Origin of the sequence: Micromonospora tulbaghiae (genome assembly GCF_900091605.1) — a bacterium.
Classification (GTDB): Bacteria; Actinomycetota; Actinomycetes; order Mycobacteriales; family Micromonosporaceae; genus Micromonospora; species Micromonospora tulbaghiae.
Genome location: NZ_FMCQ01000006.1, coordinates 398,265 through 411,617, shown reverse-complemented (window position 1 = coordinate 411,617; position 13,353 = coordinate 398,265). Strand labels below are relative to the sequence as shown.

Sequence of the window (13,353 nt, the reverse complement as noted above, 5' to 3'; positions counted from 1 at the left end):
GGTTACCCGTCGGGGCCACACCACCGCAAGGTCATACAGTCGAGTGCATAGGAATGAGGCGGGTCTCTCGCCAGCCGCGGAGTTGCGGCCCGATTCCGGGCCGCAACTCCACGACGGGCAGGGCGTCAGGCGCCGCGCAGCGTGGCGCCGAAGCGCTCGGCGGCGACCGCGACGGCCGCGTCCCGCGCGGCCACCGCCTCCTCGCCCGCGAGGGTCCGGTCCGGGGCGCGGAACGTCAGCTTGTACGCCAGCGACTTGTGTCCCTCACCGAGCTGCTCGGAGGTGTAGACGTCGAACAGGCGGACGTCCTCCAGCAGCGGGCCCGCACCCTCGACGAGCGCCGCCCGCACCTCGGCGGCCGGCACCGAGGCGTCCACCACCAGCGCCACGTCGATCAGGGCCGGCGGGAACGTGGAGATGGTCGGGCCGGTCGCCAGCGGCGCGGCCGGCAGCGCGTCCAGGTCGAGCTCCATGGCGCTGGTACGCCGGGGCAGCTCCAGCGTGGCCAGCACGGCCGGGTGCAGTTCGCCGGCGTGACCGACGACCACGTCGTCCACCACCAGTTCGGCGCAGCGGCCCGGATGCCAGGGGGCCCGCTCGCCGGCCCGTACCGTCACCCGGTCGGCGGGGATGCCGGCGGCGTCGAGCACCGCCCGGCCCGCCTCGACGGCGTCCGCCCAGCCGGCCGTGCGGCCCGCGCCCCACCAGCCGGCCGGTTCGATCTCGCCGGTGAGCGCCACCGCGACGTGCCGCGGCTGGGCCGGCACCACCGCGTCGGCGGCGGCGAACTCCTCGTCGGTGGGTCGCCGGTCCACGCCCATGGCGGGCGGGGTGCCCGCGCCCGGACGCGGGTGGAAGACCGTGCCGATCTCGTAGATCGCCACGTCCCGCTGGCCCCGGCCGACGTTGCGCTTGACGATGCCGAGCAGCGGGCCGAGCAGCGTGGTGCGCAGCAGCGGCTCCTCCTCCGACAGCGGGTTCGCCAGCCGTACCGCCGGGCGGCGCGGGTCGTCGGCGGGCAGGCCGAGCTGGTCGACCAGCTCCGGCGCGACGAACGGCTGTGCCAGCACCTCGACGTAGCCGCGCTCCGCGAGGGAACGGGCGACGGCCCGGCGGCGCTGCTGCTGCCAGGTCAGCCCCCGGCCGGGCGGCGCGGTCGGCAGCACCGACGGCACCCGGTCGTAGCCGTCGAGGCGTACCACCTCCTCCACCAGGTCGGCCGGGTCGGTCAGGTCGGGCCGCCAGCTCGGCGGCGTCACGGTCAGCACCTCGCCACCCCCGGCGGCGGAACCGCCAACGGCGGCCGTGCCGACCGTGCCCGGGTCCTCGGCGAGCCGGTCGGCGCCGCGGGTGACGGTGCAGCCGACCTGCTCCAGCAGCTCCACCACCCGGTCCGGCGAGTAGGTCACACCCACGCGGCGCGACGGCAGGTCCGCCGGCAGCGTGACCGGCGTACGCGGCGCGACGTGGTCGATGTCGAGCACCTCCTCGCCGGCCGTGCCGCCGGCCAGGTCGGTGAGCAGCCGGACCGCCTTCTCCAGCGCGACGAGCGGCAGCGCCGGGTCGACGCCCCGCTCCCACCGCTTCGCGGCCTCGCTGAACAGCTTGTGCCGCCGCGCGGTACGACCGACCGTGGCCGGATCCCAGTGCGCCGCCTCGAAGAGCACGTTCGTGGTGGAGGCGAGCACCTCGCTGGTCTCGCCGCCCATCACCGCCGCCAGCGAGATCGGACCGGTCTCGTCGCAGATGACCAGGTCCTCGGCGGACAGGGAGCGGGTCACCCCGTCCAGCGTGGTCAGCTTCTCCCCCGCCTCGGCGCGGCGCACCACGAGCGTCCCGGCGATCCGGTCCGCGTCGAAGGCGTGCATCGGCTGGCCGAGTTCGAGCATCAGATAGTTGGTGATGTCCACTGCGAGCGAGATGCTGCGCACGCCCGCCACGGTGAGCCGCTGCCGCATCCAGCCGGGCGTCTCGACCGTCGGGTCGGCGCCGCGCACCATCCGCGCCGCGAACCGGTCGCAGCCGACCGGGTCACGAACCTCCACCGGGTACGCCGGCTCGGCGGTCGCGCCGGGCGCGGGCGCGTCGGCCGGGTCGCGGAACGGCACACCGAGCGCGTGCGACAGTTCCCGGGCGATGCCGCGCACGCTCAGCGCGTACCCGCGGTCCGGGGTGATCTCCATCTCGACCACGACGTCGTCCAGGCCGACGACGGGCCGCGCGTCGTCGCCGGGCTGGGCCTTGACGTCCTCGGGCAGCACGATGATGCCCGAGTGGTCGTCGCCGAGCCCCAGCTCCTGCGCCGAGCAGATCATGCCGTGGGAGTTGCGCCCGTACGTCTTGCGCGCGCCGATGGCGAAGCCGCCGGGCAGCACGCCGCCGGGGAGGATCACCACGACCTTGTCGCCCTGGGCGAAGTTGCGCGCCCCGCAGACGATCTCCTGCGGCTCGCCGGTGCCGTTCGCGGCGCCGACGTCGACCCGGCAGAAGCGGATCGGCTTCTTGAAGCCGGTCAGCTCCTCGATCTCCAGGACCTCGCCCACGACCAGCGGGCCGGTGACGGACTCGCGCAGGTCCACGACGGACTCGACCTCGATGCCGAGGTCGACCAGCGCCTGCTCCAGGTCGCCGGTGGGCAGGTCGGCCGGCAGGTCCACGTACTCCCGCAGCCAACTGACAGAGACTCGCATGACTGTTAAACCACCGTTCCCGTAGCTCAGGCGCCGAACGCGCGGGTGAACCGCACGTCGCCCTCGGCCATGTCCCGCATGTCGCTGACGCCGTGCCGGACCATCACGGTCCGGTCGATGCCCATGCCGAACGCGAATCCGGAGTAGACCTCCGGTTCGATGCCGCAGGCGCGCAGCACCCGCGGGTTGACCATGCCGCAGCCGCCCCACTCGACCCACTGCGGACCGTCCCGGTGCTCCGGGAACCAGACGTCGAACTCCGCCGACGGCTCGGTGAACGGGAAGTAGTGCGGCCGCCAGCGCGTCTTCGCGCCCTCGCCGAACATGGCCCGGGCGAAGTGGTCGAGCGTGCCGCGCAGGTGCGCCATGGTGATGCCCTTGTCCACCACCAGGCCCTCGACCTGGTGGAACACCGGCGCGTGGGTGGCGTCCAGCTCGTCGGTGCGGTAGACCCGGCCCGGCACCACCACGTAGATCGGCGGTTTGCGGGTGAGCATGGTGCGCGCCTGCACCGGCGACGTGTGGGTCCGCAGCACCAGGCCACTGCCTTCGGGTGCGATGTGGAACGTGTCCATCAGGCCGCGCGCCGGGTGGTCGGCGGGGATGTTGAGGGCGTCGAAGTTGGTCCACTCCAGCTCGACCTCGGGGCCCTCGGCCACCTCGTATCCCATGCCGATGAACAGGTCGCTGATCTGCTCCATCAACACGCTCAGCGGGTGGCGGGCGCCGCGCGGCCGGCGGTCGTACGGCAGGGTCACGTCGACCCGCTCCTCGACCAGCACCCGCGCGGCCCGCTCCCGGTCCAGGATCTCCTGCCGGGCCGCGTACGCGGACTCGACGGCCTTGCGGGCCTCGTTGACCCGCTTGCCGGCGTCGGCCTTCGCGGCCGGCGGCAGCGCGCCGATCTCCCGGCGGGCCAGCGACACCGGCGACCGGTCACCGAGGTGCGCGGGGCGCAGCGCGGCGAGCGCGTCCGGGTCGGCGGCCTCGGCGAACGCCTTCTCGGCGTCGGCCACTGCTCCGGCCAGGGCGTCCGGGTCGAGCAGGGCGACCTGCTTCGGGTCGTACGGATCGTTGCGGTAGCTCATGGTGAACGGGCACTCCCTCACGGCGGCGCCGACCCTCGCGGGTGGCTAGGCGAGTCTACGGACGCGCGGCTTCGCCGCAGCCCGCCGGTGGGGAGTCGTGCAGGGGGAAGGGTCAGGCCCGCCGCCCGCCGACACCGGCGGGCTGGCTAAACGAACGCCGTGGCGCGTTCATGACGAGGCGGACTCCCCTGCTGTGTCGTGCGTGACCGTGGGCCGACGCAGTGCTCTGGCGGAAGAATACAGGCAGACGGCCGCCGCCGCAGCCAGGTTCAGGCTCTCCGCGCGCCCGTGCAGCGGCACCCGGACCCGGGCGTCGGCCGCGCCGGTCAGCTCGTCGGGCAGGCCGTGCGCCTCGGAGCCGAACAGCCACGCGGCAGGTGTGGCCAGCCGACCGGCGTCGGCCAGGTCGTCCAGGTCGCTGTCGCCGTACCCGGTGGTGGCGAAGATCGTGAGGCCGGCGGCCCGCAGCGCCTCGACGGCGGCGAGCGGGTCGGCGGCCCGCACCACGTCGACGTGGAAGAGGCTGCCGGCGGAGGCCCGCACACACTTGCCGTTGTAGGGGTCGACCGCCTCGCCGGCGAAGACCACCGCGCCCGCGCCCGCCGCGTCGGCCGTGCGCAGCACCGTGCCGGCGTTGCCCGGGTCGCGGATCCCGGCAAGCACCGCGACCAGTCGCGGGCCGCGCGCCACGGCCTGCTCCAGGGGTACGTCGAGGTGCCGGCAGACCGCCACCAGGCCCTGCGGTGCGACCGTCTCGGTGAGCGCGGCCAGCGCGTCGTCGGTCACCTCGGAGACCGGCACGTCGGCCCGGGCGGCGGTGGCGGCGAGGTCGGCGTACCGGTCGAGCGCCGCCGGGGTGCCGAACAGCTCGACCACGGTGCCGGCGCGGACGAGCGCCTCCCGGACCGCCTGCGGCCCCTCGGCCAGGAACCGGCCGGTCTGGTCGCGGTCGCGCCGACGCTGGAGCCGACGGGCCGCCACGACCCTCGGGGTACGCGGGGTGAACGGTCCGGGAACGGCGTCGAGGCGCCTCCCCTGCGACTGTGACTGCATGGGAGACGCCTCGATCTGCCGTACGGGGTGGGTCAGGCGGCCTGGGCCGCGGCGCCACCGGTGCCCTCGGCCGCCACGGCGGCGCGGGCCAGCTCGACGATCGCCGCGAACGAGGCGGCGTCGTTGACGGCCATGTCGGCCAGGATCTTCCGGTCGACCTCGATGCCGGCCAGGCGCAGGCCCTGGATCAGCCGGTTGTAGGTCAGGCCGTTGGCCCGGGCGCCGGCGTTGATCCGCTGGATCCAGAGCTGCCGGAAGTCGCCCTTGCGGTCGCGACGGTCCCGGTAGGAGTACTGCATCGAGTGCAGCACCTGCTCCTTGGCCTTGCGGTACAGCCGGGAGCGCTGACCGCGGTAACCGCTCGCGGTCTCCAGCAGGGTACGACGCTTCTTCTGGGCATTCACAGCCCGCTTGACGCGTGCCATCTCAACTCCTTCTTCGGTTCAGGTGGCTCGCGTCAGCGGCCGAGCAGCTTCTTGATGCGCTTGGTGTCGGCCTTGGCCAGCTCGACGGTGCCGGTCAGCCGACGGGTCTGGGTGCTGGGCTTCTTCTCCAGGTTGTGGCGAAGGCCGGCCTGCTGGGCAACGATCTTGCCCTTGCCGGTCACCTTGACCCGCTTGCCCATGCCCGTGTGGCTCTTCATCTTCGGCATTGGAACGTCTCTCCCCTGTTACTGGCCGCTGGTCTCAGCGGTCGTGCCGGTCTCACCGGCTGCTGCGGTCTCGCCGGCCGCCGGGGTCTCGCCGGCCGGAGCGGCCGGTTCCTCCGCAGCCCGGTCGCGCGGTCCAACGCGGGACGCCGTGGCGGCGACCGCGGAGGCCTTCACGGCCCGGTGCGGAGCGAGAACCATGATCATGTTTCGGCCGTCCTGCTTCGGCGCGGCCTCGACGTATCCCAGTTCCGTGATCTCGGACTCGAGCCGGCGCAGGAGCCGGTAACCCAGCTCCGGGCGGCTCTGCTCCCGACCGCGGAACATGATCGTCACCTTGACCTTGTCGCCCGCCTTGAGGAACCGCACCACGTGACCCTTCTTGGTCTCGTAGTCGTGCGGGTCGATCTTCGGCCGGAGCTTCATTTCCTTGATGACGGTCTGCTGCTGGTTACGCCGCGCTTCGCGCGCCTTGAGTGCGCTCTCGTACTTGAACTTGCCGAAGTCCATGAGCTTGCACACCGGCGGGCGCGCCATCGGCGCAACCTCGACCAGGTCCAGGTCGACGTCCGCGGCCAGCTGCAGGGCGCGCTCCAGCGGGACGATGCCCACCTGCTCACCCTCAGGACCGACCAGTCGGACCTCACGTGCCCGGATCTGCTCGTTCACGCGTGGTTCGACGCTGATGGGGCCTCCTCGAGTCGAGTCTTCTCCGTGCCGACTCCGCGGGCTCCCGGGTGGGAGCCGACCCGGAAAGCAGAAGGCCCCGGCGTATGCCAGGGCCCACTCGACCGGTCGGCACGATCACAGGATCGCGCATCCGGCCTCGGGACGTGCCCGAAACCGGGGACCGGACCCGGCCACCGTGGCGGCGACTCGGGTGGGAGCGGGCGCTCCGCTTCAAGACCGCCCGCTCGTCAGGGACGGGGGCAGTCTGGTCGACTCCGCAACACTACACCCCCGGCCCAGGCCCGCCCAAACCGGGCTCGCAGGTCAGCGGGGTGCCGACTGGCCGGCGGACAGCGCCGCCAGATGTGCCTGGTGCAGGCGGCGCAGCGCGCGCACCGCCTCGACGGCGCTCTCCTTGTCGGCGGCCTGCAGCGCGACCATCGGCAGCAGGTCGTCGTCGTGCAGTTCCAGGCTGGCCCACGGGGCGCCCCGATCGAACCGGACCCCGCGGATCACCTCCCAGGGCAGCTCGTACGAGCTGATCACGTTGCGCACCCGTACACCCTTGGCGTCGGCGACCACGCGAGGGCGGGTGAACAGCAGGAAGCCGAGCGCGCCGAAGACACCCAGGCCGATCATGGCGAACTGGTCGCCGCGCTGGAACGTGCCGTAGCCGTTGCCGGTGGCGCCGGTCAACGACGTCGCGACGAGGCTGAACACCACGAGCAGCGTGACGGCCGACACCCAGCAGACGACCCGGACGCGGCGGGGTCGCACGGTCACCACGGAATCGCTCACCCGACCAGTCTGCCATCCGGTTCGCGCGCGCCTTCGGCCGCCACACGGTCCGGGCCGCGCCGGCGCAGCCCGGTGACCACCACGGCGAGCAGCGTGAGCAGGGCGCCGGCCAGCACCGGCAGCCGGACACCGGGGCCGCCGGGCAGCGCCAGGTCCAGCAGCAGCGCGCCGCCGAGCTGCCCGGCCACCAGCGCCAGGCCGGTACGCAGCACCCCGGCGGCGCGTACCCCGATCAGCAGGGTGAGCACGATGCCGACGCCGAGCAGGCCGCCGAGGTAGAGCCACCACTGGGTCGGCCAGTCGGGCGCGGTGACGAGCGCGCCGGTGATCGCCGCGACCGCGCCGATCACCACGGTGCTGACCGCGAAGTTGACAGCGAGCCCGGCGGCCGGACCGACCGATGCGGCGACCCGTCCGTTGAGCGCGGACTGCCCGGCCACCGCCAGCCCGCCCAGCACGCAGAGCAGCACCAGCCCGACCGCCAGGTCGCCGACCGGGCGGCCGAGCTGCGCCAGAGCGACAGCGCCGACGCCGAGCAGCGCCCCGCCGACCCGGGGCAGGGTGAGCGGCATCCGGCCGGTCGCGGCCAGCCCGGCCCGGTCCACCGCGAGGCCGCCGAGGCTGCCGCCGGCCACCTGGGCGATCGTGAACACCGCCACCCCGAGCACGGGCACCACCACCGGCGCGACCAGCACGATCACCGCGCCGCCCACCCCGCCGAGGTACGTCCACCACGGCAGCCCGGAGCGGCGCAGCCCGGCCAGCCCGGCGCGCATCGACGGCAGCACCGCCAGGCCGGCCAGCACCAGCAGGCAGCCGCCGAGGTTGTTGACCACCGAGCCGAGGACCGGGTCACCGGTCCGCTCCCCCAGCTCTGCGTTGACCGCACCCTGGGCGGCCGAGGCCACGCCGCCCAGCACGACCACGGCCAACGCGGCCGGGAGCGGCAGCGGCCTCACAGCCGGCAGGCGTGGATGTTGGTGACCAGGATGGCGCGGGCGCCCAGCTCGTACAGCTCGTCCATGATCCGGTGCACGTCGTCGCGGAGCACCATCGCCTGCACGGCGACCCAGCCCTCCCGGTGCAGCGGCGAGACCGTCGGCGACTCGATGCCCGGGGTCAGCGAGCTGGCCCGGTCGAGCAGGCCGGCCGGCACGTCGTAGGCGAGCATCACGTACCTGCGGGCGACCAGGACGCCGTGCAGCCGCCGCTGCAACTGCTCCTGCTGCGCGCCGCCGGGCGCGCCCGCGCGGCGGACCAGCACCGCCGAGGAGCGCAGCAGCGGCTCGCCGAAGACCACCAGGCCGGCCTGGCGCAGCGTCGCGCCGGTCTCCACCACGTCGGCGACCACGTCGGCCACACCGAGGCGGATGGCGTTCTCCACCGCGCCGTCCAGGCGGATCACGTCGGCCTTGACGCCCAGCTCGGCCAGGTGCCGCTCGACCAGACCGGGGTACGCGGTGGCGATCCGGTGCCCGCCGAGCTGCTGGACCGAGCCGACGTCGTCGGGCCGGGCGGCGAACCGGAACGTGGCCCGACCGAAGTTGAGGTCGACCACCTCCTCGGCCGGCGCGCCCGAGTCGATCAGCAGGTCGCGGCCCGTGATGCCGACGTCCAGATCGCCGGATCCGACGTAGGTGGCGATGTCCTTGGGGCGCAGGTAGAAGAACTCGATGTCGTTCTGCTCGTCCCGGCAGACCAGGTCCTTCGGGTCGGTGCGCTGGCGGTAGCCCGCCTCGCGCAGCATCCCGGCGGCCGACTCGGCCAGGGCGCCCTTGTTGGGTACTGCGACACGCAGCATGAGAGTGCTCCTTCGTTCGATCGGATGATCAGCGGACGGGCACTCACAGATGTCGGTAGACGTCCTTCAGTTCCAGGCCGGTGGCGAGCATCAGCACCTGCGCCTGGTAGAGCAGCTGGGAGATCTCCTCGGCGGCCCGCTCCGGGCCCTCGTGCTCGGCGGCCATCCACGACTCGGCCGCCTCCTCGACGACCTTCTTGCCGATGAAGTGCACGCCCTTGGCGAGCGCCTCGACCGTGCCCGAGCCCGGGGTGCCGGCGGCGGCCTTGGCCTGCAGCTCGGCGAACAACTCCTCGAACGTCTTCACGGAAGGCGATTCTTCCAGCCGCTGCCGGTGACGGGCCGGGTGGGTCACGCGAAGCCGACCCGGTGGGCGGACTGGGCGTCCAGAGCGCGGACGGCCAGGGCGGCGTCCAGCGCCGCCACTGTCGCCGACCAGCCCTTGTCCTCGGCCGAGCCGGGCAGCCCGGCCCGGTCCCGGGCCTGCTCGATGGTGTCCACGGTGAGCACCCCGTGCGCCACCGGCTTGCCCTCGTCCAGCGCCACCCGGGTCAGTCCCTCGGTGACCGACTGGCAGACGTAGTCGAAGTGCGCCGTCGCGCCGCGTACCACCACGCCGAGCGCCACCACCACGTCGAAGCGGCGGGCCATCGCCTGGGCCACCACCGGCAGCTCCACCGAGCCGGCCACCCGGGCCACCACGGCCCGCGCCCCGCACGCCTGCGCGGCGGCCACCGCCCGCTCGGTCATGTGGTCGGTCAGGTCGCCGTGCCACCGGGCGGCCACCACGCCGACGGTCATCCCGGCGGCGTCCACCGCGGTCACGCCCGGCTCACCGAAACCCGCCATCGCCCTACGCTCCGATCTCGTCACCGGCGACCGGGCGGCCCATCGGCGCCTCGGTCACCTCGTCCAGTCCGTCCAGCAGGTGACCCATCCGGTCCCGCTTGGTGCGCAGGTAGCGCACGTTCTCCGGGTTGGACCGCACCGGCAGGCCCTCCCGGCCGGTCACGGTGAGGCCGTACCCCTCCAGACCGGCCCGCTTGGCCGGGTTGTTCGTCAGCAGCCGCATCGTCCGGACGCCGAGGTCGTAGAGGATCTGCGCGCCGGTGCCGTAGTCGCGGGCGTCGGCCGGCAGCCCGAGGTCGAGGTTCGCGTCCACGGTGTCGCGGCCCTGGTCCTGGAGCTGGTACGCCTGCAGCTTGTGCAGCAGGCCGATGCCCCGGCCCTCGTGCCCGCGCACGTAGAGGACCACGCCGCGCCCCTCCGCGGCGACCCGGGCCAGCGCGGCCTGCAACTGCGGCCCGCAGTCGCAGCGCAGCGAGCCGAACACGTCGCCGGTGAGGCACTCGGAGTGCACCCGCACCAGCACGTCCCGCCCGTCGCCGAGGTCGCCCATGACCAGCGCGACGTGCTCGGCCGGGTCGTGCTCGGCGCGGTAGCCGAGCGCCCGGAACACGCCGTACGGGGTGGGCATCCGGGCCTCGGCGGCCAGCTCGACCTGCTTCTCGGTACGCCGCCGGTAGGCGATCAGGTCCGCGATGGTGACCAGCGTCAGCCCGTGCTCGGCGCAGAACTTCTCCAGGTCCGGCAGGCGCATCATGGTGCCGTCGTCGTTCACCAGCTCGCAGAGCACCCCGGCCGGGCGCAGCCCGGCCAGCCGGGTCAGGTCCACCGCCGCCTCGGTGTGCCCGGGACGGCGCAGCACCCCGCCGGCGCGGGCGCGCAGCGGCACCACGTGACCGGGCCGGGCCAGGTCGGTCGGGTCGGTGCCGGCGTCGGCGAGCAGCCGGATGGTGTGCGACCGGTCGGCGGCCGAGATGCCGGTGCTGACGCCCTCCCGGGCGTCCACCGTCACCGTGTACGCGGTACCGCGCCGGTCCTGGTTCGTGTGGTGCATCGGCGGCAGGTCCAGCCGGTCGCACTCGTCCTCGGTCAGCGGCACGCAGATGTATCCGGAGGTGTAGCGGACCATGAACGCGACCAGCTCCGGCGTGGCCAGCTCGGCCGCGAAGATCAGGTCGCCCTCGTTCTCGCGGTCCTCGTCGTCGACGACGACCACCGGACGCCCGGCGGCGATGTCCGCCACCGCCTGCTCGATCGAACCGAACGTGCTCATGCCGCGGCCTCCGAGTACGTCGCCGGGATCGGGGCGGGCGCGGTCGCGACGGCCCGGGAGGTGCGCCACCAGCTGTACAGGCCGGCCGCGCAGAACGCGCCGTAGACCAGGTACATAGCGGCCGAGGGGTAGAAGCCGCCGCGCAGCAGCAGCGGTACGCCGACCGCGTCGACGGCGATCCAGATCAGCCAGAACTCCACCCAGCCGCGGGCCATGCCGTACGTGGCGAGCAGGCTGCCGACCAGGATCCAGGCGTCCGGCAGCGGCCCCCACGAACCGAGCGCGGCGAGCACCGGGTAAGCGGCGGCGGTGCCGACGGCGGCTGCCACGAGCAGGCCGAGCCGCTCCGGCCAGGTGGCCCAGCGCGGCACCACGGCCGGCTCGTCCCCACCGCCGGAGCGCCGGTTACGCGACCAGCGCCACCAGCCGTACACGCTGACGGCGAAGAAGAAGACCTGCCGGCCGGCCTGGCCGTAGAGGTCGTGCGCCTGCGGGGTGACGAAGACGCCGCCGAGGAACACGGTGAACAGCAGCGCGTTGCCGATCATGCCGACCGGCCAGGCCCAGACCACCCGGCGCAGCCCGAGCAGCGCCGAGGCGAGCCCGAAGCCGTTGCCGACGATCTCCCGGACCAGCACCGGCGAGCCGGCCACGTGCACCTGGGCGTCGAGCAGCCAGCCGAGCGGGCCCATCACCGCGCACCTCCCCCGGTGCGGTCGCCGAGCAGCCGCTCGACGTACTTGGCCAGCACGTCCACCTCCAGGTTGACCGGGTCGCCGACCCGCTTCGTGCCGAGCACGGTGAGCTTCAGCGTGGTCGGGATCAGGCCGACCGAGAACCAGTCGTCGCCCACCTCGGCGACGGTCAGGGACACGCCGTCGACGGTGATCGAGCCCTTCTCCACCACGTACCGGGCCAGCCCGGCGGGCAGCCGGAACCGGACCGTCTCCCACTGTGCGGCCGGCTCCCGGGCGGCGACCTCGCCGACGCCGTCGACGTGGCCCTGCACCAGGTGCCCGCCCAGGCGGCTGTTGAGCGCGGCGGCCCGTTCCAGGTTGACCGGGTCGCCGGGGCGCAGCGCACCGAGCGCGGTGCGGCGCAGCGTCTCGCCCATCACGTCGGCGGTGAAGACGCCGCCGTCGACGTCGACCACCGTCAGGCAGACGCCGTTGACCGCGATCGAGTCGCCGTGCCGGGCGTCCGAGGTGACGAGCGGGCCGCGGATGGCGACCAGCGCGGAGTCGTCGCCGGTCTCGGTGCTCCGGACGATCTCGCCCAGTTCCTCGACGATGCCGGTGAACATGTCAGGCCTCCCTCTTCCGGGGCAGCGCGGTGATCCGCAGGTCGGGACCGACCCGCGTAACGTCGGTGATCTCCAGATCGATGGCGTCGGCGATGGTGCTCACGCCGGCGTCGAGCAGCGCGGTCGGGCCGGCGCCGAGCAGCTTCGGCGCGACGTACCCGACGATCCGGTCGACCAGGCCGGCGGCGAGGAACGCGCCGGCCAGCGTCGGCCCGCCCTCCAGCAGCGCGGCCCGCACGCCCCGGTGGTGCAGCTCCGCGAGCAGCGCCGGCAGGTCGACCCGGCCGTCCGGCCCGGCGCCGACCTCCGCGGCGGTGGCCACCCAGGTGCGGGCGGCGCCGTCGCGGACCCGCGCGTCGGCCGGGGTGCGCCCCGAGCTGTCCACCACCACCCGCAGCGGCTGCCGGATGGCCATGGTGCCGTCGCGTAGATTGCGGGCGGTGAGACGGGGATCGTCGGCGAGCACGGTGCCCACCCCGGCGAGCACCGCGTCGACGGTGCCGCGCAGCGCGTGCACGTCCATCCGGGCCGCCTCGGAGGTGATCCACATGCTGGTGCCGTCGGCGGCGGCGGAGCGCCCGTCGAGCGTGGCCGCGTACTTCCAGATCACGTACGGCCAGCCGCGGCGCATCGAGGTCAGCCAGGCCACGTTGCCGGCCTCGGCCTCCTGCGTGCGTACCCCCAGGGCGACCTGGACCCCGGCGGCGCGCAGCGTGGCCGCGCCGCCGGAGGCGACCGGATTGGGGTCGGGCACGGCGATGACCACGCGGGACACCCCGGCGGCGATGAGCGCGTGGCTGCACGGGCCGGTGCGGCCGGTGTGGTCGCAGGGCTCCAGGGTGACCACGGCGGTGCCGCCGCGGGCGCGCGTGCCGGCCTGTGCCAGCGCGACGATCTCCGCGTGCGGGCCGCCGGCGTACGCGTGGAAGCCCTCGCCGACGACCTCGCCGTCGGCGTCGAACAGCACGCAGCCGACCACCGGGTTGGGGCTCGTGGCGCCGAGGCCGCGCGCGGCCAGTTCGATGGCACGACGCATCGCCTCGTCGACGGAGACGCTCGCCATGGCCGCCTGTCCTCCCGCTCGCCGGTCACGCGCGGGCGGGTTCGGGAGGAACGGCCACGAAAGCCGCGGACACGCGGCGGCGGAGAACCCGGGGACGGCGACGCCGACCCCGGGAAGCCC

15 protein-coding genes are annotated in these 13,353 nt (G+C 74.0%); all 15 read right to left on the bottom strand.

Annotation, left to right across the window (positions count from 1 at the left end):
- Positions 1 to 125 precede the first annotated feature (125 nt).
- The 15 genes from GA0070562_RS20070 to ribD all read right to left on the bottom strand — a co-directional run bounded on the left by GA0070562_RS20070 (position 126) and on the right by ribD (position 13,233).
- The gene (locus tag GA0070562_RS20070) at positions 126 to 2,690 is read right to left on the bottom strand and encodes a phenylalanine--tRNA ligase subunit beta (RefSeq protein ID WP_091424399.1); all 2,565 of its coding nucleotides are present in this window, start codon (positions 2,688 to 2,690) and stop codon (positions 126 to 128) included.
- A gap of 26 nt (positions 2,691 to 2,716) precedes the next feature.
- Positions 2,717 to 3,778: a phenylalanine--tRNA ligase subunit alpha gene (pheS, locus tag GA0070562_RS20065; protein WP_091424394.1), complete on the bottom strand. Its 1,062-nt coding sequence runs from the start codon at positions 3,776 to 3,778 to the stop codon at positions 2,717 to 2,719.
- 168 nt (positions 3,779 to 3,946) lie between these two features.
- Positions 3,947 to 4,831, bottom strand: coding sequence for a TrmH family RNA methyltransferase (locus tag GA0070562_RS20060; protein WP_091424389.1), 885 nt, complete (start codon positions 4,829 to 4,831; stop codon positions 3,947 to 3,949).
- A gap of 32 nt (positions 4,832 to 4,863) precedes the next feature.
- Positions 4,864 to 5,256: a 50S ribosomal protein L20 gene (gene rplT, locus GA0070562_RS20055; protein ID WP_043324928.1), complete on the bottom strand. Its 393-nt coding sequence runs from the start codon at positions 5,254 to 5,256 to the stop codon at positions 4,864 to 4,866.
- Positions 5,257 to 5,288: 32 nt separating this feature from the next.
- Positions 5,289 to 5,483 carry a 50S ribosomal protein L35 gene (gene rpmI, locus GA0070562_RS20050; RefSeq protein WP_007075851.1) on the bottom strand — a complete coding sequence of 65 codons (195 nt, stop codon included), beginning with the start codon at positions 5,481 to 5,483 and terminating at the stop codon, positions 5,289 to 5,291.
- Positions 5,484 to 5,501: 18 nt separating this feature from the next.
- Positions 5,502 to 6,149 (bottom strand): translation initiation factor IF-3, encoded by a 648-nt coding sequence (gene infC / locus GA0070562_RS20045; RefSeq protein ID WP_091424387.1) that lies wholly within the window; start codon positions 6,147 to 6,149, stop codon positions 5,502 to 5,504.
- A gap of 324 nt (positions 6,150 to 6,473) precedes the next feature.
- Positions 6,474 to 6,947, bottom strand: coding sequence for a PH domain-containing protein (locus GA0070562_RS20040; protein WP_175438802.1), 474 nt, complete (start codon positions 6,945 to 6,947; stop codon positions 6,474 to 6,476).
- Positions 6,944 to 7,906 carry a DMT family transporter gene (locus GA0070562_RS20035; RefSeq protein WP_091424383.1) on the bottom strand — a complete coding sequence of 321 codons (963 nt, stop codon included), beginning with the start codon at positions 7,904 to 7,906 and terminating at the stop codon, positions 6,944 to 6,946. The genes GA0070562_RS20040 and GA0070562_RS20035 overlap by 4 nt, the downstream gene beginning before the upstream one ends.
- Entirely contained in the window at positions 7,903 to 8,748 is an 846-nt protein-coding gene (gene hisG / locus GA0070562_RS20030; protein WP_091424380.1) for an ATP phosphoribosyltransferase, read from the bottom strand. Before hisG ends, GA0070562_RS20035 begins: the two co-directional genes overlap by 4 nt.
- Positions 8,749 to 8,791: 43 nt before the next feature.
- Positions 8,792 to 9,055: a phosphoribosyl-ATP diphosphatase gene (locus GA0070562_RS20025; RefSeq protein ID WP_013285536.1), complete on the bottom strand. Its 264-nt coding sequence runs from the start codon at positions 9,053 to 9,055 to the stop codon at positions 8,792 to 8,794.
- A gap of 44 nt (positions 9,056 to 9,099) precedes the next feature.
- Complete coding sequence (gene ribH, locus GA0070562_RS20020; RefSeq protein WP_091424378.1) at positions 9,100 to 9,597, bottom strand: 6,7-dimethyl-8-ribityllumazine synthase; 498 nt, start codon at positions 9,595 to 9,597, stop codon at positions 9,100 to 9,102.
- A 4-nt stretch (positions 9,598 to 9,601) separates the two neighbouring features.
- Positions 9,602 to 10,867, bottom strand: a complete 1,266-nt coding sequence (locus tag GA0070562_RS20015; protein WP_091424587.1) for a bifunctional 3,4-dihydroxy-2-butanone-4-phosphate synthase/GTP cyclohydrolase II — start codon at positions 10,865 to 10,867, stop codon at positions 9,602 to 9,604.
- A complete protein-coding gene (gene pnuC, locus GA0070562_RS20010; RefSeq protein WP_091424374.1) occupies positions 10,864 to 11,559 on the bottom strand; it encodes a nicotinamide riboside transporter PnuC in 696 nt (231 codons plus the stop codon). The genes GA0070562_RS20015 and pnuC overlap by 4 nt, the downstream gene beginning before the upstream one ends.
- Positions 11,559 to 12,170, bottom strand: coding sequence for a riboflavin synthase (locus GA0070562_RS20005; protein WP_091424371.1), 612 nt, complete (start codon positions 12,168 to 12,170; stop codon positions 11,559 to 11,561). The genes pnuC and GA0070562_RS20005 overlap by 1 nt, the downstream gene beginning before the upstream one ends.
- A gap of 1 nt (position 12,171) precedes the next feature.
- Positions 12,172 to 13,233: a bifunctional diaminohydroxyphosphoribosylaminopyrimidine deaminase/5-amino-6-(5-phosphoribosylamino)uracil reductase RibD gene (gene ribD, locus GA0070562_RS20000; protein WP_091424370.1), complete on the bottom strand. Its 1,062-nt coding sequence runs from the start codon at positions 13,231 to 13,233 to the stop codon at positions 12,172 to 12,174.
- Positions 13,234 to 13,353: the final 120 nt, after the last annotated feature.